Source organism: Paenibacillus sp. OAS669, from assembly GCF_014873645.1.
GTDB lineage: Bacteria > Bacillota > Bacilli > Paenibacillales > NBRC-103111 > Paenibacillus_S > Paenibacillus_S vulneris.
This window is the reverse complement of sequence record NZ_JADBDR010000001.1, coordinates 1,138,121-1,155,910: the sequence shown is the minus strand read 5'-3', so window position 1 is coordinate 1,155,910 and position 17,790 is coordinate 1,138,121. Positions and strand designations below refer to the sequence as shown.

The following is a 17,790-nucleotide window of genomic DNA, read 5'->3' as shown; positions in this document are numbered from 1 at the left end:
CTATCCCGGGTTTTTATAGTCCACCACAGGGCCAATGCCGCCCTAACAGCTGCGGAGGTGACCCATTCATTGGAATGCTCGAACAGGACAACGTCCAAGCCATATGCTTTCGAACTGATGCTCGGCCAGCCGTATGCGCTGGACCGGCTTGATCTTGAATTTCGCTGGGGCCACTACGGGATCCGTATGCTGCGCTTTCATCATACCAGCTTCCCGGCGGGAAGATCCGTCAGCTTTCATAAGCATTCCGATTATGAATTTCACTATATTCCGCGCGGGAAGGGCAAGGTGATTCTGGGCGAGGTCCCGTATGCGCTGCAGGAAGGCATGCTGTACTTGACTGGGCCGAATGTGCTGCATTATCAGGAGGCCGATGCCGTGGAGGCCATGGATGAGCTGTGCCTTCATATTGATATCGTTAAGCTGGATGAGGAGACCGATGCTGCCGAGGGCAGCGCAAATTCGAAGGATTGGGGCCGGAAATGGGAGATTGCCGAGGCAGAAGCGTGTATTCAGCAGATTCAGTCGCTCCCCGCCAGACCGGCAGCAGACCAGTTTCGGGCGATGGACTGCTTCTTGACCGCGTACAGGGCATGGTATGAGAATCAGCCGGGGCTGTTCACGGTGCTGAAGCAGTCCATCATCCAAATTTTGCTGCGCACGGCGCGTACCTACGCTTCGGTTCCCCAGCCGGATTTGCCTTCCCGCGATATGAAGCATTACCGGTATCAGCTTGCCGTTCAATTCATCAACGACAATTATATGGAGCCTTTAACGCTGGACATTGTGGCTGAGAGGGTGCAGATCAGCTCGAGGCAGCTGCAGCGAATTTTTCGGGAGCATACGGGGTCGACGTTCAGCGAATATATCGAGCAGCTGAGGCTCACCCATATTTGCAGCGAGCTCAGCTTAAGCACGGAGACGATCGATCAGATCGCTTTTCGCAACGGTTTCTCCAGCTCCAATTATTTGCATTATGTGTTCAAAAAGAAATTCGGCATCACTCCCATGCAGTACCGGCAGCAGCATCAGGTTGCGGCCACGTTATCCTGAGATGGAGCCGAGGGTGGAGGCCGTGATCTGTGAAAACCAGGTTGCGGTCTTTTTCATGCTGCTTCGTTATTTGGGTATGAGGCAAATTAGACCATCTCCCCCCAGCTAGCCGTTGCCATGGTATAATAGAAGTCAAAATGGCTTTGGGAGAGATGATATTGAATCCATATGAAGAACAGCCGCAATCCGTCCTGCTGGTCGACGGCATGGCGCTATTGTTTCGCGCCTTCTACGCGACCTCCTACAGCGGCTACATTATGAAAACAAGCGGCGGAATGCCGACGAATGCGGTATTTGGCTTCGTCAAATACTTTTGGGATGCCGTACAGACCTTTAAACCGACTCATGTCATCTGCTGCTGGGATATGGGCGGCAAAACGTTCCGTACGGAGAAATTTTCGGACTACAAGGCGAACCGTGCCGACTGTCCGGAAGAACTGATCCCACAGTTTGATCTCGTAAAAGACGTCGTTGAGAGCTTCGGCGTACCTAATGTCGGATTGAACGGCTATGAGGCGGACGATTGTATCGGGACATTAGCGCGTACATACAGCATGGAGAACGATGTGTATATTTTGACGGGCGACCATGATATGCTTCAGCTGCTGCAGGAGCGGGTGAAGGTGGTCATCATGAAGAAAGGGCAGGGCAATTACGCCGTCTACAGCCCGGAAACGCTGATGGAGGAGAAGCAGCTGACGCCTGAGCAGTTTATCGACCTGAAGGGCTTGATGGGCGATACCGCCGACAACTATCCCGGCGTGAAAGGGATTGGAGAGAAAACCGCGCTCAAGCTGCTGCAGGAGCACGGCTCCGTGGAAGGCATTATCGGGAATTTGCCCCTTCTGCCCAAAGGGGTTCGCGCCAAAATTGAAGCAGAGCTTGAAATGCTGCATCTATCCCGCGATTTGGCGCGTATACGTACGGATGTGCCGGTCATGTGCGAGCTGGCGGCAGCCAGCTGGGAGGTAGACCGCGGCCGGGTTATTGCGAAGTTCGAAGAGCTGGAGTTTAAGGGATTATCCAAATTGCTTGATTGAAATCATTTTACATAATGAACTTATACATGCAGCCGTTTCTTTAAGGCCTCATCTTCCATGGAATATGGAGGATAGAGGCTTTTTTAAATTTATAAATTTCGGGACTCCCCGCAAAGTACCTGAATCAGCTTCGAAGCCAAGGCCCCACTTTGTGGGGTTAATTTATATTTCGACGGTAGGATTATGAACCATAAGCGCGCATAGAGGAGTGCATGTTGACGCTGGTTTGCGCCTTTTGTTCATATGAATACGACAGTATGCCATGAAACAAGCAAAAATGAGCTTGATTTCACACAGGCTCCCGCAGGGGGATTTCCAGGTCATTGGCCTTTGTAAATCCGATAATGGACCATTCATATAGCCTTAATAATAAAAACATAAGATATGAGGCTAAGGAACTAGGGAAAATGTATTGACAAAACGTATTTTGGCAATGTAATCTAAAGTTACAAAAACAAGCATAAATAAGCATATAAATGCGCATCAATGCTTGTTTCGTGGGTGTGAAGGGGGAGATCGATTGCTGGCTGCCGAGAGAAAGCGAAAAATCGTGGAATATGTGAGGCAGTATCAGGCGGCTTCGGTTGCGGCGCTGGCGCAGGAGTTCGGCGTGCATGAAGCCACAATCCGAAGAGATCTGGCCGAGGTCGAGCATGAGGGGCTATTGAAGCGAACTCGAGGCGGGGTCGTTGTTGAAGGATTGACCCATAACGAGCCTTCGTTTAATGAAAGATCGAATGCGCAGCTTGAGCAGAAAATGCGCATCGGCAAAATGGCGGCCAGTCTCGTGGAAGACGGTGATCATATCATCATCGATTCCGGCACGACGACACTCCATATTGCCAAAAACCTGGTTCATCACAACCATATCACCGTCGTTACCAACGATATGAATGTTGCTGCGGAGCTAAGGGATGCCCCGGGGGTAAGAGTGACGGTGACGGGCGGGGAATTGTACCCCTCAAGCTACATGCTTAACGGTATGTTCACCGATCGAGTGCTTCGCTCGCTTCATGTATCCAAAGCGTTTCTCGGAACACCTGCCATTCACCCTAAGCATGGCTTAATGCATCCCGAGGCTCAGCTTGTATTGGCAAAGCAAGGGATGATTGCAGCCGCCCAGGAGGTTATCGTCGTAGCCGACGGCACCAAGATAGGGAAAATTTCACTTCACACCGTCGCACCGAACAGCTCCATCCATACTTTGATCACCGGTAACGAAGTGCCGGATTATGACGTGAAACCGTTCCGGGATGCCGGAATCCATGTCATTACGGTATAGCTCCAGGTGAATCTTTCCTGATCGGTATTCCGGTCGGAAATTCATATTATACAGGATTCATGATTATGGAGGTGTTTCGGTAAGTGGCTACAGCAACAGCGAAAGTACATTCGCGAACTCTACGCTTGACTCAGCCCCATACCGTTCAAGAGCTGCTCATCGAACGGGAGGTTAGGGAGGGATTTGTCGTCGTGGAACCGACGATCGCAAGTATCTGCCATGCGGATCTCCGCTATTTCGGCGGATTAAGAAAGCCGGAGGTGTTGGAAAGAAAGTTGCCGATGGCCCTGCTTCACGAGGGAATAGGAACCGTCGTTAGAAGCCATTCGCAGAGGCTCAATGAGGGGCAGAGAGTCGTCATCGTACCCTATGTTCCCGGTTATCTTCTTAGAGGGCTCCAGCCCGAACAATGCTGTCCGGCGTGCAGAGGGGAGATCGAGGACAATTACTGCTCCAATGGCCAATTTCTAGGAAGCGGGACGGACGGCATAGCCCAGAGCAGATTGGTGCTGCCGGAGCCTTGTGTCATTCCTATTCCGGATAACGTCCCGGATGAAATTGCGGTGCTGGCGGAGCTGTGCAGCGTCTCGTACCGGGCGCTTCGAGGAGTCCGGCCTATGCTGGCACAGGCTAAGGTGGCCGTATTCGGCGACGGCCCCGTCGGTTATTTGACTGCAGCGATGCTGCATCATGCTTACGGGCTGCAGAGAGATCGTCTGACCGTTTTTGGAGCCATTCGGGAAAAGCTGGATGAGTTTAGCTTCGCGGACACGAGAATGGTCCAAGGCTATGATTTTGCCGCCGGTGACAAGGTGGATATTGTAGTGGAATGTACAGGAGGACGTTTTAGCGAGAGTGCGATTAATCAGGGGATCGACATCTTGAAGCCGGGAGGCCAGCTTATCGCGATGGGAGTTAGTGAAGATCTGGTTCCGGTTAATACTCGCGATGTGTTGGAGAAAGGCATAACGCTTCACGGGAGCAGCAGAAGCTCCGCCAAGGATTTTCGGGAAGTGCTCCAAGTGATGGAGCGGGAGGATTGCCAAGCAACGTTAAGGCGATTAGTACCGGATGGCTTCACCGCAGTGAGCAAAGCAGATGACCTAGCTGGCGCAATGGAATCTGCTCTGGCTCACCGGGACTGGAAAAAAACCTATCTCGACTTTCACTGGTGACACAGTGAAAGTCGTGTACAAATTGTACTATAGAAGCGAAGGGAAGTAAACGGCTCGAAAGGCAGAGCAGGAAAGCAAACCAAGATTTGAAAGCGCAATCATTAAGGTTTCGTAAAGGGAGTACATATTCATTAAGGGGGGATGAGGTTGGCTGCTTTGGGAGTAAGGATTCGCCATTATCGAGGTTGGAGAGGAGGGAAGCCGCCGGTATGAACAGGAAAAGGCTGTGGGAATCCGTACGTCCCTATGTCATGGTCGCACCGGCCATGCTCGGTATCATCCTGTTTGTCCTCTATCCGGTACTGTATTTGGTCAAATTAAGCTTCTACAAATACAACTTGCTGAATAAGGACAAAAGCAAATTCGTCGGACTCGATAACTTCATCGAGATATTCTCTCGCGAGGATTTTTACAGGGCTTTGCTGACTACCGTCATTTATACGGTTGGCGTCGTTGTGCTGACGATGTCCCTGTCCTTGCTTATCGCCGTATGCCTGAAACGGAAGTCGCGTATGAACGAAATCGTGCAGGCCGGCATTTTCACCCCCCATATTATTTCTATCGTCTCGGTCGCTCTTGTGTGGATGTGGCTGATGGAGCCTAATCACGGCGTGCTCAACTTCCTTCTGAAATCAGCCGGACTGCCGTCCCTGCCCTGGCTGCAGAGCTCGAGCACCTCGCTCTTGTCCGTTATTATCGTTTCCGTATGGCAAAATATCGGCTACTACACGCTGATTATCGTCGCTGCGCTTCATGGGGTCAATCCCCAAATCTACGAGGCGGCCGAACTGGATAACGCCAGCAAAGTCCGCGTCTTTTTCAACATTACACTGCCTCTTATTTCACCACAGCTGTTCTTTATATTGGTCATCATGACCATCGGCTCGTTCAAGGTGTTTGACACCGTCAAAATTATGACCGGAGGCGGACCTAACGGCTCCACGACGACGCTCGTGTATTACATATACGAGTTCAGGTCCAACAGCATCGGCTACGCGTCGGCGACCGGGGTTGTGCTGATGGCAATTATCGCCATTCTGACGTTCATTTACTTCCGGGTGCTGTCCAAAAGAGTTCATTATCAGTAATTCCCCCAGCTTCAACCGAATGCGGCAAGGAGGTGCTTAATAGGTGCTCGCACAGGAAAAAAGTGTAGAAACAGCACAAGCTTACAGTATCCGATCGGCAGCGGTTATCAAGCCGTTCCGAAAATCGCTTGGCTTTTTACTGAAGCTGCTTATGCTGCTGATGTTCATTTTCCCTTTCTTATGGATGATTTCGACTGCATTACAGACGCTGGAGGAGACGCTGACGTTTCCCCCGACCTGGATTCCGTCCGTTCCCCAGTGGATCAACTTTGTCCAGGCGATGAGCGCGGGTCCGTTCGCCACCTACGCGAAGAACTCCATCATCATTACGCTCTCCATTATCATCTTGCAATCGGCGGTGATGATTCCGGCGGCTTATGCGTTTGCCAAATACAAGTTCAAAGGAAATGCGCTGATGTTCGGAATGGTCTTGCTGGCGTTCATGATACCGGGGCAGGTGACCTTCATCCCGGTTTACTTGATGCTGGCGGACGCAGGACTTATCAAGTCGCTGCTTCCCCAGATCATCCCGTTCATGTCCAATGCTTTCGGGATCTTCCTGCTCCGTCAATATTTTATGCAGATCCCCCATGAGCTTATTGAAGCCGCACGGCTGGATAACGCCAGTGAGCTCGGCATTATGCGTTCGATCATGATCCCGATGTCGATGCCGGCCCTTGCGACGATTGCGCTGTTCAGCTTCGTCAGCCATTGGAACGATTATTTCTGGCCCTTGGTAATGACCGATTCGGCATCCGTCCGGCCGCTTACGATGGGGATAGCCATGCTGAGGGAAACGGAAGGGATCAGCAATTGGCATATCATTATGGCCGGCAACGTCGTCCTGGTCGTTCCTATTCTCATCGTGTATATGTTTGCATCCAAGCAGATTGTCAAAGCTTTCGTGCATTCCGGTATCAAATAATAATGAGCAGAGAAGGGGATATTCCAATGAACAAAAGATTTCCAGCCGTGCTACTGGCAGCGGCAATGACGACCGGTCTTCTTGCGGGATGCTCGGATAACAAGACAGAGCAGGCTTCCTCTAATCCTTCGGGAGCTCCGCAAGGCAAAGTAACCGTGCAGTTCTGGCACTCTCTGGGCGGGAAGAACGGCGATTACATCAACGAGATGATCAAACGGTTTAATGAAACCCACGACAAAATCGAAGTGGTGGGCACGTTCCAGGGCTCCTATGACGAGACGGTAACCAAGCTTCAGCAGGCGGTTGCGGCCAAAACAGGACCCGATATCACCATGCTTGAACGCGCTTATGTTCAAATGTTTGCGGATGCGGAAGTATTGGAGGACATGACGCCGTATATGAAGAAGTCGCAGCTGAACGTCGACGATTTCCCTCAAGGGCTTATGGGCCATTCCACTTTTAACAAAAAGCTGGTGTCCCTGCCATTCAACCGCTCCACTCCGATTCTTCATGTCAACAAGACGATGCTGGACGAGAAAGGGCTCGCGATTCCGAAAACCTGGGATGATTTGAAGAAGGTGGCTAATGCACTGGTCATTAAGGAGAACGGGGAATTTAAGCGTTACGGGTTCAGTATGCCTTACGATACATGGTATCCGATAGCGATGATCTCCCAGGCCAAGGGGAAATTTTACAATGATGCCGGCACCTCTATAGGCTTCACTAACGGAGAAGGGGTCAAGACGTTCAAATTTCTGAAGGATTTGCAAAATACAGGCGCTCTCTATTATCCTCCGGCCCAGGATTCGGGCAATATCGTCAATCAGATGTTTACAAGCGGAAAAATCGGCATGATGTACCAGTCCACGGGTGTGATCGGCAGCTTGAAGGATAATGTCAAATTTGACTATGTGACAGCATTCCTGCCGATGGATCAAGTGTATGCCACTCCGACCGGCGGAGCTAACCTGGCATTAATGTCCGCTTCCGCCAACAAGGATGCCGCCTGGGAATTCATCAACTGGGCGATGACCGATCCCAAGGGAGGCCTGCAGTTTATTCTGGATTCGGGTTACCTGCCGTTTACGAAAAAAATGGTCGAGTCGCCGCAAATGAAAGCATTGTGGGAAAAAGAGCCTAACCGCAAGGTCGCCTATGATCAGCTGCAGTACGCGGTCGATACGAATAAGCATGTAGCCTGGCCGCAGGATATGCAGGAGTTTTTCAAAGCGATTCAAGCCATTATGTACGACAACAAGGATATCGAAAGTACGCTCGATACGTTCAAGAAGGAAACGGAACGTCTGCTCAAGAAATAAAAACATACCATGCGGAAAGGAATGGAGAGAACCATGATATCTCGCCTTCAAGATCAACGATCGGTCATTGTAGCAGGACATAGAGGATGGAAATCGGATTACCCGGAGAATACGCTGCTTTCCTTTCAAAGGGCTATTGAGCTGGGGGTCGATATGCTGGAATTCGACCTGCGCTTCTCCAAAGACAAAGCGGTGGTGGTCATTCATGACGCTACTGTGGACCGGACGACCAACGGCAAGGGCAAGGTAAGCGATTATACGCTGGAGGAGCTTAAGCAGCTCGATGCAGGAGGATGGTTCGGCAACCTGTTCGAGGGGCTCAAGATTCCGACGTTTGAGGAATTATGCGAGCTGATGCAATCGCACCCGGACATTCTGTTGAATGTAGAGATCAAGCCAAGCCAGGATGCGAAGGAAGTGGCGGATGCAGCCATTGCGATTCTCAAGCGGTACGAGTACCTGCCCCGATGCGTATTCACTTGCTTCGACGCCGAGGTACTGGCCCATATTCATGACCATCACGGGCTCAAGACGCAGGGCTTCCCCGAGGAGCTCATGTCCAATTATGTGCCGGGTGCCGGCGGGACCTTATCCAAGATGTGGGCGGTCGGCATCAGCATGAAGCTGCTCACTCCGCAGCGCGTACAGGAATATGAACAGCAGGGGATTCTTCCCTGGTGCTATTGCCCGGATACGGAGCAGCAGGTGCTGTATGCGCTTGGCACAGGGTCCCTTCTGATGACTGTCAACAACCCGCAGCCCGCCTTGCGAATCCGCCAGCAGCTGGGGCGTTAGGATAGCCAAAGCTGGCGCTGATCAGGTATACTAGATGATGTTAGCAAACGTTACCAAGGACTGAATTAGCGTCTAATAGCAGAGGAGGCACTAACGGATGAGCAATATCGGAGTGTGGGAAAATGCGGAGCCGGGCGTGAAACGTAAAATTTTTGCGCCGGGCCAAACCATTATGATGATGGAAGTCCATTTTGAGGAGAACGCGGAAGGGTATCAGCACAGCCATCCACACGAGCAGCTGTCCTACTGCCTGAAAGGAAAACTGGAATTCACCATAGACGGCGTTGTGCACGTTATTTCGCAAGGAGAGACCATCTTCATTCCTAGCGGAGCCAAGCACGGCTGCCGTGCGCTGGAGCCAAGCGCGCTGCTTGATTCCTTCACCCCGGTGCGCGAGGATCTGGTCAAGCGGTAAAATGCCGGATGGCGCCTATGCAAAAAAAAGACCGTCAGACACTGCGTATCAGATAGCAGCTGTTCGACGGTCTTTCTATTCGAGCTGAAGTCTAAATATCGGTGAAGTTGATGGCTCCGACGACTTGGGACAGGAAATGGGTCAGCTCTACAGCTTCCTCTTCCGTAATTTTGTATACGTGCTCCAGGTAGCCTTCTTCCTCCAGATCATCCGGTCCAATAACCGCAGTCCGTCCGGATTGAAGGTCTGTTACAAGCTTTTTGCCGTAAAAACGGTTCGTATTGGTGATGGCCAAATCAAAGCGGCGCATGGACTCTCCGACAAAGCAGACGAAGCGGGTCGTCGTCTCCTCGGTAGAATCATATAAGTAATCCAGTTCTGACATGTAAGCGTCACTCCGTTCTCGCATTTCATCGAATTGTACCCTGTATTATACATGAAGAAACGCCTGGGGGCAAAAGGCAAGCATAATATTTCGCATAAGAACATTTTACGTTTTCAATTCTTCATAAACATGATAGAATTTATAGAATGATAGAACGACAAAAGTCTGTTTACCAGCCAAAACTTACCTAGGAGGTCTCACCAGATATGTCCAAACCGAAAATGAGAAGCGACATGATTAAAAAAGGCTTCGATCGTGCTCCGCACCGCAGCTTGCTGCGTGCAGCCGGTGTTAAGGAAGAAGATTTCGACAAGCCGTTCATCGCGGTTTGTAACTCTTATATCGATATCGTTCCGGGTCACGTTCATCTGCAGGAATTTGGTAAAATCGTTAAAGATGCAATCCGTGAAGCGGGCGGCGTTCCTTTCGAATTTAATACAATCGGCGTAGATGACGGTATTGCCATGGGACACATCGGTATGCGCTACTCGCTGCCAAGCCGTGAGATCATTGCAGATTCCCTTGAAACTGTAGTATCTGCTCACTGGTTTGACGGTATGGTCTGTATTCCTAACTGCGACAAAATTACACCAGGGATGATGATGGGAGCACTGCGCGTGAACATTCCTACGATGTTCGTCAGCGGCGGACCTATGAAAGCCGGCAGAACCAGCGATGGCCGTGCGATCTCCTTGACCTCTGTATTTGAAGGCGTGGGCGCTTACCAAGTCGGCAAAATCGATGAGAAGAGCTTGCTTGAGCTCGAGCAATACGGCTGTCCTACCTGCGGCTCATGTTCCGGTATGTTCACAGCCAACTCGATGAACTGCCTGGCAGAAGGTCTTGGACTTGCGCTTCCAGGTAACGGAACGATTCTTGCGATCTCTCCAGAGCGTAGAGAATTCGTTAAACGTTCTGCTACGCAATTGATGGAACTGATCAAGAAAGATATTAAGCCTCGTGATATCGTTACTATGGAAGCTATCGACAATGCTTTTGCATTGGATATGGCTATGGGCGGTTCCACGAATACAGTTCTTCATACATTGGCTTTGGCTCATGAAGCTGGCTTTGAATATCCAATCGAGCGGATCAACGAAATCGCTAACCGTGTTCCACACTTGGCGAAGATTGCTCCGGCTTCCGATTATCATATCGAAGACGTTCACAACGCCGGCGGCGTGAGCGCGATCATTAACGAACTGCTCAAAAAACCAGGCGCGTTGAACGGCGACTGCATCACCGTAACCGGCAAAACGCTTCGCGAAAACGTAGAAGGCTGCGAGATTTTGGACAAGGATGTTATTCATCCGCTGGATAACCCTCACTCCGAGCGCGGCGGTCTGGCTGTATTATTCGGTAACCTGGCTCCAAAAGGCTCCATCATTAAAGTGGGTGCGGTTGATAAATCCGTAGGCGGCTATCATAAAGGTCCTGCTATTTGCTTCGATTCCCAAGAGGATGCGCTTTATGGTATTGCTAACGGCCATGTCAAAGAAGGTCACGTTGTCGTTATCCGTTATGAAGGCCCTAAGGGCGGCCCTGGTATGCCGGAAATGCTGGCTCCTACTTCCCAAATCGTAGGTATGGGCCTTGGTGCGAAGGTTGGTCTTATCACTGACGGACGCTTCTCGGGTGCATCCCGCGGTATCAGTATCGGTCACATCTCTCCGGAAGCGGCTGAAGGCGGACCTATCGCATTCGTAGAAGACGGAGATATCATCGAGCTGGATTTGGAAAATCGTACCATTCAGCTGCAAATTTCCGACGAAGAATTCGAGAAACGCAGAGCGAACTGGAAAGGCTTCGAGCCAAAAGTAACGACAGGCTATCTGGCTCGTTATTCCAAGCTCGTTACCAATGCAAGCACAGGCGGAGTTATGAAGGTTTAATTCATATTATTGGACTAAATCAGATGAAGGCAGAGAGGATATTCTCCTCCCTGCCTTTTTTGATTGCTCAGAAAGCAAACCTGTTAGCATCCCAGGCTTTTTAAGAACCTCCATACCAAAACATGGTTCTCATAGACTCGGGAAGGTCGGCAATTATTCCTCCTGCAAGCCATGCTCCTCATCGCCGTCAACATAAGCATGGGTAGGATGAGAGCCCGGATAGTCTCTGGATATTCCGGCATGGAGCTCACGGTTCTCATACGTATACGTGTTAGGCGGATGCTGGTCAATGCGCCATGGCGAGCTTTTCTCTGATGTAGCTTCATGCAGGTCGGCTCCATAAGGACCTTCAGGGAACTCTTCGGCCGTTAGATCGTTTCTTTGCGATTCGACGGTCTCGAGATCCGTGTATTTATGCCGGTCCTCTTCGAGGAAGCCGCCTTTTTGTTCTTCGGCTTGACTCATACCCTTTCACTCCTTTAGTGGAAGTTTGCTAATTAGAATGCCCTGCACAACACTTGGGCTATGCGCCATTGATTTGTGCCGCGGTCTATGATATAATGGAAATAATTTCAAAGCGCTGAGGAAGCACCTCTTTTTCCATGTTATTTATGGAGGAAGTGGTGCTTTTTTGCGTTTGGAATAATAGATTTAAGGAGGAATTGTATGAAGCTTTTATTTCTGAACAGTATGGAAAAGCAAGTAGGGGAAGGGCGTGCCCGGAGCGCACAGGTTTCCGTCGGTGAAAGCAAAGGACAATGGTATTCCGGGTGGCAGGAGACGAAGGAGGATGGGAAGCTCATTCAGGAAACATGGTATGAAGGACCCAGCTGGGAGGAATTGCAATTAACCGTTCGCAGACAGCTGCTGGTGAAGCAGCAGGAAGGATTCAAACCGATGCTTGGTACCGGATGGTTTGCTGAAGCCCCGACTTTGGGAAGCAAGTCCAGGTACGCGCAGCTGCTGCATTACTACAGCGAAGAGCACTCTAACGAGAAGCTCTATGAAGAGCTCAGGCAGTGGAGGCTGAAGCAGGCAAGCAAGGAGGGCAAATCGCCGTTTCTCATTGCAACCAACCGTCTCCTTCGGATGATATGTGCCTTTTTGCCGCAAACGACGGAGGAGCTTGTTCAGCTTCCCGGCTTAGGGCCCAATAAAGCGGCGCTCTACGGGGAGGAGCTGCTTCAGTATACGATGGAATATCCGCGCAGCACGACGTTTCCGCTTCACTGGGTGGAGGAACAGGTTGACCTGCTGGAGTTTCAAAATTGGCAGCAGAGAGAGCAAGAGCGGAAAAGCCAGGCAGAGCAGCACAAACGGGAAATGAAAAGCAGGCTGCTGGAAGCCGTTTCACGCGGAGATAGTCTGGAGATGCTTCAGGATGCAACGAAGCTGCAGCGAAAAGAGCTTGTTATGTGGATCGAGGAGCTGGATCGGGATGGATACGAGCTGGATGCTTACATTGAGACGCTGCTTCATCCGATTCCGGAGGAGGAGCTGCATTTGGCTTGGTCGGCCTTTGAGCTTCAAGGGGACCGGTACTTAAAGCCTGTGCTTCAAACGCTGTATAAACAGGAAGAGCTCGATAGCAAGCAGATGGATACCATTTATGAATGGCTTCGGCTGCTGCGGATTAAATTCAGAAGGGTTCAGAATGCCAAACCGGCGGCAGGGTAATCGGTATATACACGAATAGGTACCAAGGACTCATTTGCCGGCCATGGGGAAGCTTCAAGAGTATTGTGAATAACCTTTGCTAAAGCTTCCCCGCTGTGGCTGGGTCCGAAGATGATGGTTTAACTGATGTTGGCAAGCTCAGGACTATAGTCTATTTCACTACCAGTACGGGTATGGTGGCATGCTGTACAATCTCATAGCTGACGCTTCCGAGAAGAAGCTCCTTAAAGGTGCCGAGACCGCGGCTTCCGACAATGATAAGATCGAACAGCTGGTCGTTTGCATAGTCCAGAATCATTTGGGCGGGAGTCCCGCCTTCCAAGAGGGTCGTTGTGGCAAGACCCAGGTGAGAGATCCGTCTTCTTGCTTCATCCAATACAGCCTCCGCAGCATCATGCAGCTCATCTTGGATCACGGCGCTGCTGGTGATGAAGGCATCACCTACAATAACGTTTTGCAGCTGGGCCACATGGACAATTTCGAGGATGGAATCGGGGAGCATCAGCTTCAATTCCATAGCTTGCTCCAGTGCGTTTTTAGCTGTTTCCGAGCCGTCATAGGCCAGTAATATTTTGCCGAACATAACCTTCACCTCGACTTTATCAGGATGCTTACTATTACACGAGGTGCTGTCCGGTTGAAACAGGAATAAAATAAACCCTGTAAAACGGGATAAGGTTGTTGAGAATCCTTGAATGATGGATATTAGAATGTAAAAAAATCCTGCCCCGACCAACTCATCGGCCAAGGCAGGATAATCGCGAAATGAAGTTACAGCCAACCCTTTTTGCGAAACAGAACAAACATCGAAATGCCAATAATGAACATAAAGATCACAGCGGCTACACCGCCGTACTCCCAGTGAATGCCTGGAATATGCTCGAAGTTCATCCCGTAAATCCCGGTAATGAACGTCAGCGGCATGAAAATTGTTGTCAACGCAGTAAAGATGCGCATAATTTCGTTGGCGCGATTCGACAGACTCGACTGGTAAGCCTCTCGCAAGTTGCCCATCAAATCGCGGAACGTATCGAACGTTTCCGAAATTTTTACAGCATTTTCATAGATGTCTCCGAAATATTTTTTCAGCGGATCGCTAATGAGCCGCAATTCTTTTTTATTCAGCGTATTGATAACTTCTTTTTGTGGAACAAGAACTTTTTTGAGCCACAATATTTCACTTCGAAGACCGATAATCTCGTTCAGATGCGATTTTTTCGTATTCATGAGGATATCTTCTTCGAGCTTCTCGATCTTCACTTCAATCCGGTCACCTACATACGTATAGTTATCGACAACAAGGTCTATGAGATGATATAGGAACCGGTCAGGAGCGTTGACTTCCTCTTCCCAGAGCACCGGCTTCAGGATGCGAAGCTCGTTGATTTTTTGGCGCGTAACCGTAATGATATAATGCTGGCCCAAAAAGATATTGAGGGATCTGAGGAAAATTTCTTCATCATCAAACCGGATGCTGTTAACCACAATGAAATAATGCTTGTCATACAGCTCGATCTTTGGTCGCTGCTCTTCTTCCGTCAAGCAATCTTCCACCGCTAATTCATGAAGATGAAATAAGGGCTGTAAAATCGTCAAATCATCGACATCGGCGTCGATCCAATAAAACCCGTGCTCCGGCGGTTCTATCGTTTGGGTAATGTCTTCAATTAATGTAAAAATGCCGTCCTGAACCAAACGTGCTTTCATTTGCTCCACCCCTTCACGTAGTTCGCCGTCCGTTCCTTTAAGACAGGAACCGGAGGCCAAACCTTTCAATTGATCGTGAGGAATACAAACGGAAGAAACGTCGTTGATTCACGTGACGGCACCCTTTACCTGCGTACTTGGGCAGGATAAAGCTAAGCCTTATGGTTATAATGATCATCAGACAAAGGATAAACCGGCGCATCGAAATCAACGGCGTAAGCCGTCAGCATTCCAAACGAAATATTCAGTTGTTGTTGAACGCAGATACTACTCCTCGGGTCTCCGTCCATTCGTTTGGTGCACCCCTTTGCTAGTGTTGTCGAATTACTTGTCTAGTATAACTGTTCATTCATTATGCATCAAGGTGAAATTGAACGATTTTCATCGTTTTTCAGGTCTATGTTACATTATGCGATTCCACGGCAATGGTGTCGGCATAATAGGAACGGCAGCTTTACGAAACGTTATTATTTTTCCCTTCTTGACGTTGCCGTCGTTTTCGTATACAGTAGGACTATAAACAACTTCATAAATCAAGTTGCAACTCTTATCAAGAGCAGGTGGAGGGACTAGCCCGATGATACCCGGCAACCGACAGACCTTTCGGCATTCACGCTTATTCGGCGCGAATGTAGGTGTGCACGGTGCTAAATCTTGCGGAAGCGATAAGCTTCTGAGAGATGAGAGAGGACATTGTTGAATGAACAAGGCCTTTCTCGTGCGCGCGAAAAAGGCCTTTTTTGTGCCTTTTTGCTGGAGTTTCCAAGCTTAAATGAATGTAACACCTATCAAAAAGGAGTGATTGACCTATGCCTATTAAAATTCCCGATCATTTACCCGCAAAAGAAATTTTGTTGAACGAGAACATTTTCGTCATGGATGAAACGGTGGCTTTCCACCAAGATATTCGTCCGTTGAGAATTGCCATATTAAATTTGATGCCTACCAAAGAAACGACGGAGACTCAAATTTTGCGTCTGATCGGCAATACCCCGCTGCAGGTGGAGTTCGTGCTGCTGCATCCCAAGACACATACGTCGAAGAATACATCCGCCGAGCATCTGGAGCAGTTTTATAAAACCTTTGATGATGTGCGCAACGAAAGATTCGACGGGCTCATCATTACAGGAGCGCCGGTAGAGCAGCTGGATTTTGAGGATGTGAACTATTGGGAAGAGCTGAAGCAAATCATGGATTGGAGCCGTGATCATGTCACGTCCACCTTGCATATATGCTGGGCGGCTCAAGCTGGCTTGTACCACCACTTCAGCGTTCCTAAATATCCGTTGGAGCAAAAAATGTTCGGTGTGTTCACGCATATTGTAAGTGCCCAGAACGTGAAGCTGCTTCGCGGCTTTGATGAATTGTTCTTCGTGCCTCAATCCCGCCATACCGAAGTGCGCAAGGAAGATATTGAGAAGCATCCGGAGCTTGAAATTTGGTCCGAATCTCCGGAGGCAGGCGTATACATTGTCGGAACGAAGGATGGCAGGCAAATTTTCGTAACCGGACATTCAGAATACGATGCGTGTACACTGAAATACGAGTACGACCGCGACGTGAACAAGGGCATGGAGGTCGCCGTTCCGAAAAATTATTACCCGAATGACGATCCGTCCAAACCGCCGCTCGTATCGTGGAGAGCGCATGCGAACCTGTTGTTTTCCAATTGGTTGAACTATTATGTATATCAAGAGACGCCGTTTGATCTGCACAAGGAGGAGTACTGTATATGAGCGAACAAAATAACCCGTTAAAAATAGAGAGCCGATTAGCACAGATCGGTTCTCAGGAGGAGCCGGTTACGGGAGCGGTCAGCTTCCCGATCTACCAATCGACCGCCTTCCGTCACCCGAAGCTGGGGCAAAGCACAGGCTTTGACTATGCGCGCACGAAAAGCCCGACACGCAAGGTGCTTGAGGATGCGATTGCCGAGCTCGAGTCCGGCGATGCTGGATTCGCCTGCAGCTCCGGTATGGCCGCGCTGCAAACGATTTTTGCCTTGTTCAGCCAAGGCGATCATTTGATCGTATCCCTGGATCTGTATGGAGGAACCTACCGTTTGCTGGAGAAGATCATGTCCCGTTTTGGCGTCACCGCTACCTATGTGGATACGAATGATCTGGATGCGTTGGAGTCGAATTATCGCTCCAACACGAAGGCCGTGCTGATCGAAACGCCTACGAATCCGCTCATGATGATTACCGATCTCGAGCTCGTATGCAGCTGGGCCAAGAAGAAGGGCATCCTGTTGATCGTGGACAATACGCTGCTGACGCCGTTCTTCCAGCGTCCGATCGAGCTCGGAGCCGATATCGTCATACACAGTGCGACCAAATATTTGGGTGGGCATAACGACGTGCTTGCAGGCCTGATCGTGACCAAAGGCAAGGAGCTGTCCGAGCAAATGGCGTTCCTGCATAACTCCATCGGTGCGGTGCTGAATCCGCAGGACAGCTGGCTGCTGATGCGCGGCATGAAGACATTGGCGATCCGCATGGAGCGTCATCAATATAACGCAACGAAGATCGCCGAGTTTTTGCTGAATCATCCTCAAGTGGAATCCGTCTATTATCCTGCTTTGGAGAGCCACCCGGGCTACGAGATTCAGAAGAAACAATCCTCCGGCAACACCGGTATTTTCTCCTTCAAAATGAAGGATGCCCGTTATATCGAGCCTATTTTGCGTCACATTCAACTCATCGCGTTCGCCGAAAGCTTGGGCGGCGTTGAATCCTTGATGACCTATCCTGCAGTTCAGACGCATGCGGATATCCCGGAAGAAATTCGCCGTCAAGTCGGCGTAGACGACCGTCTGCTTCGCTATTCGGTAGGCATTGAGCATGTAGATGATTTGATCGCGGATTTGTCGAGAGCTATTGATTTGGCTCAAGCGGAAATTGAGGGAGCTTAAGCCCTTATACTATTCGCCATAGTTATAGTAAAAGCCGGTACATGCTCCGCATGGATCGGCTTTTTGCATGCCGACAGCACCTTTTCAAGGTTTGACAGCATGTTTCGACAGCGGTAGTTCTTA

General features: G+C 49.9%; 17 protein-coding genes and 1 riboswitch. Of the genes, 13 read left to right on the top strand and 4 right to left on the bottom strand.

The features are described 5' to 3' along the window. The first annotated feature begins 117 nt into the window (after positions 1–117). The 9 genes from GGC63_RS04665 to GGC63_RS04625 all read left to right on the top strand — a co-directional run bounded on the left by GGC63_RS04665 (position 118) and on the right by GGC63_RS04625 (position 9,092). Positions 118–1,053, top strand: a complete 936-nt coding sequence (locus GGC63_RS04665; protein ID WP_192701433.1) for an AraC family transcriptional regulator — start codon at positions 118–120, stop codon at positions 1,051–1,053. A gap of 158 nt (positions 1,054–1,211) precedes the next feature. After that, a complete protein-coding gene (locus tag GGC63_RS04660; protein WP_412973844.1) occupies positions 1,212–2,093 on the top strand; it encodes a 5'-3' exonuclease in 882 nt (293 codons plus the stop codon). Positions 2,094–2,613: 520 nt separating this feature from the next. Further along, a complete protein-coding gene (locus GGC63_RS04655; RefSeq protein WP_192701257.1) occupies positions 2,614–3,375 on the top strand; it encodes a DeoR/GlpR family DNA-binding transcription regulator in 762 nt (253 codons plus the stop codon). Between the two features lie 83 nt (positions 3,376–3,458). Then, a complete protein-coding gene (locus GGC63_RS04650; RefSeq protein ID WP_192701256.1) occupies positions 3,459–4,550 on the top strand; it encodes an alcohol dehydrogenase catalytic domain-containing protein in 1,092 nt (363 codons plus the stop codon). A 209-nt stretch (positions 4,551–4,759) separates the two neighbouring features. Further along, on the top strand, positions 4,760–5,638 hold the full coding sequence (locus tag GGC63_RS04645; RefSeq protein WP_079908166.1) for a carbohydrate ABC transporter permease: 879 nt from the start codon (positions 4,760–4,762) through the stop codon (positions 5,636–5,638). A 151-nt stretch (positions 5,639–5,789) separates the two neighbouring features. After that, the gene (locus GGC63_RS04640; protein ID WP_079908935.1) at positions 5,790–6,563 is read left to right on the top strand and encodes a carbohydrate ABC transporter permease; all 774 of its coding nucleotides are present in this window, start codon (positions 5,790–5,792) and stop codon (positions 6,561–6,563) included. 26 nt (positions 6,564–6,589) lie between these two features. Beyond that, a complete protein-coding gene (locus GGC63_RS04635) occupies positions 6,590–7,882 on the top strand; it encodes an ABC transporter substrate-binding protein (RefSeq protein ID WP_192701255.1) in 1,293 nt (430 codons plus the stop codon). Between the two features lie 33 nt (positions 7,883–7,915). Further along, positions 7,916–8,677: a glycerophosphodiester phosphodiesterase family protein gene (locus tag GGC63_RS04630; protein ID WP_079908168.1), complete on the top strand. Its 762-nt coding sequence runs from the start codon at positions 7,916–7,918 to the stop codon at positions 8,675–8,677. Positions 8,678–8,774: 97 nt separating this feature from the next. Further along, a complete protein-coding gene (locus tag GGC63_RS04625) occupies positions 8,775–9,092 on the top strand; it encodes a cupin domain-containing protein (protein ID WP_079908169.1) in 318 nt (105 codons plus the stop codon). Between the two features lie 91 nt (positions 9,093–9,183). Here GGC63_RS04625 and GGC63_RS04620 read toward each other — a convergent pair whose 3' ends face one another. Continuing rightward, the gene (locus tag GGC63_RS04620; RefSeq protein ID WP_079908170.1) at positions 9,184–9,477 is read right to left on the bottom strand and encodes a DUF3055 domain-containing protein; all 294 of its coding nucleotides are present in this window, start codon (positions 9,475–9,477) and stop codon (positions 9,184–9,186) included. Positions 9,478–9,683: 206 nt separating this feature from the next. Here GGC63_RS04620 and ilvD point away from each other — a divergent pair, with 206 nt between their 5' ends. Further along, positions 9,684–11,369 carry a dihydroxy-acid dehydratase gene (gene ilvD / locus GGC63_RS04615; RefSeq protein ID WP_079908171.1) on the top strand — a complete coding sequence of 562 codons (1,686 nt, stop codon included), beginning with the start codon at positions 9,684–9,686 and terminating at the stop codon, positions 11,367–11,369. A 153-nt stretch (positions 11,370–11,522) separates the two neighbouring features. Here the strand turns inward: ilvD and GGC63_RS04610 are convergent, their stop codons facing one another. Then, a complete protein-coding gene (locus tag GGC63_RS04610; RefSeq protein ID WP_079908172.1) occupies positions 11,523–11,834 on the bottom strand; it encodes a hypothetical protein in 312 nt (103 codons plus the stop codon). Between the two features lie 201 nt (positions 11,835–12,035). Here GGC63_RS04610 and GGC63_RS04605 point away from each other — a divergent pair, with 201 nt between their 5' ends. After that, positions 12,036–13,046, top strand: a complete 1,011-nt coding sequence (locus GGC63_RS04605) for an HRDC domain-containing protein (protein WP_192701254.1) — start codon at positions 12,036–12,038, stop codon at positions 13,044–13,046. A gap of 151 nt (positions 13,047–13,197) precedes the next feature. Here GGC63_RS04605 and GGC63_RS04600 read toward each other — a convergent pair whose 3' ends face one another. Both GGC63_RS04600 and corA read right to left on the bottom strand, forming a co-directional pair. Next, a complete protein-coding gene (locus tag GGC63_RS04600; protein ID WP_192701253.1) occupies positions 13,198–13,827 on the bottom strand; it encodes a universal stress protein in 630 nt (209 codons plus the stop codon). Further along, positions 13,818–14,753, bottom strand: a complete 936-nt coding sequence (gene corA, locus GGC63_RS04595) for a magnesium/cobalt transporter CorA (protein ID WP_192701252.1) — start codon at positions 14,751–14,753, stop codon at positions 13,818–13,820. Before corA ends, GGC63_RS04600 begins: the two co-directional genes overlap by 10 nt. Before the next feature lie 544 nt (positions 14,754–15,297). Then, positions 15,298–15,440, top strand: a riboswitch (SAM riboswitch). A gap of 122 nt (positions 15,441–15,562) precedes the next feature. Between corA and metA the strand changes: the two genes are divergently transcribed. Both metA and GGC63_RS04585 read left to right on the top strand, forming a co-directional pair. Next, entirely contained in the window at positions 15,563–16,489 is a 927-nt protein-coding gene (gene metA / locus GGC63_RS04590; protein WP_192701251.1) for a homoserine O-acetyltransferase MetA, read from the top strand. Beyond that, a complete protein-coding gene (locus GGC63_RS04585) occupies positions 16,486–17,667 on the top strand; it encodes an aminotransferase class I/II-fold pyridoxal phosphate-dependent enzyme (protein WP_192701250.1) in 1,182 nt (393 codons plus the stop codon). The genes metA and GGC63_RS04585 overlap by 4 nt, the downstream gene beginning before the upstream one ends. Positions 17,668–17,790: the final 123 nt, after the last annotated feature.

Bases quoted from the DNA above. Each gene is read 5' to 3' on its own strand.
- GGC63_RS04665 (WP_192701433.1), top strand. From the start codon at position 118: ATGCTCGGCCAGCCGTATGCGCTGGACCGGCTTGATCTTGAATTTCGC.
- GGC63_RS04645 (WP_079908166.1), top strand. From the start codon at position 4,760: ATGAACAGGAAAAGGCTGTGGGAATCCGTACGTCCCTATGTCATGGTC.
- GGC63_RS04640 (WP_079908935.1), top strand. From the start codon at position 5,790: ATGCTGCTGATGTTCATTTTCCCTTTCTTATGGATGATTTCGACTGCA.
- GGC63_RS04635 (WP_192701255.1), top strand. From the start codon at position 6,590: ATGAACAAAAGATTTCCAGCCGTGCTACTGGCAGCGGCAATGACGACC.
- GGC63_RS04630 (WP_079908168.1), top strand. From the start codon at position 7,916: ATGATATCTCGCCTTCAAGATCAACGATCGGTCATTGTAGCAGGACAT.
- GGC63_RS04625 (WP_079908169.1), top strand. From the start codon at position 8,775: ATGAGCAATATCGGAGTGTGGGAAAATGCGGAGCCGGGCGTGAAACGT.
- GGC63_RS04620 (WP_079908170.1), bottom strand. From the start codon at position 9,477: ATGTCAGAACTGGATTACTTATATGATTCTACCGAGGAGACGACGACC.
- ilvD (WP_079908171.1), top strand. From the start codon at position 9,684: ATGTCCAAACCGAAAATGAGAAGCGACATGATTAAAAAAGGCTTCGAT.
- GGC63_RS04610 (WP_079908172.1), bottom strand. From the start codon at position 11,834: ATGAGTCAAGCCGAAGAACAAAAAGGCGGCTTCCTCGAAGAGGACCGG.
- GGC63_RS04605 (WP_192701254.1), top strand. From the start codon at position 12,036: ATGAAGCTTTTATTTCTGAACAGTATGGAAAAGCAAGTAGGGGAAGGG.
- corA (WP_192701252.1), bottom strand. From the start codon at position 14,753: ATGAAAGCACGTTTGGTTCAGGACGGCATTTTTACATTAATTGAAGAC.
- metA (WP_192701251.1), top strand. From the start codon at position 15,563: ATGCCTATTAAAATTCCCGATCATTTACCCGCAAAAGAAATTTTGTTG.
- GGC63_RS04585 (WP_192701250.1), top strand. From the start codon at position 16,486: ATGAGCGAACAAAATAACCCGTTAAAAATAGAGAGCCGATTAGCACAG.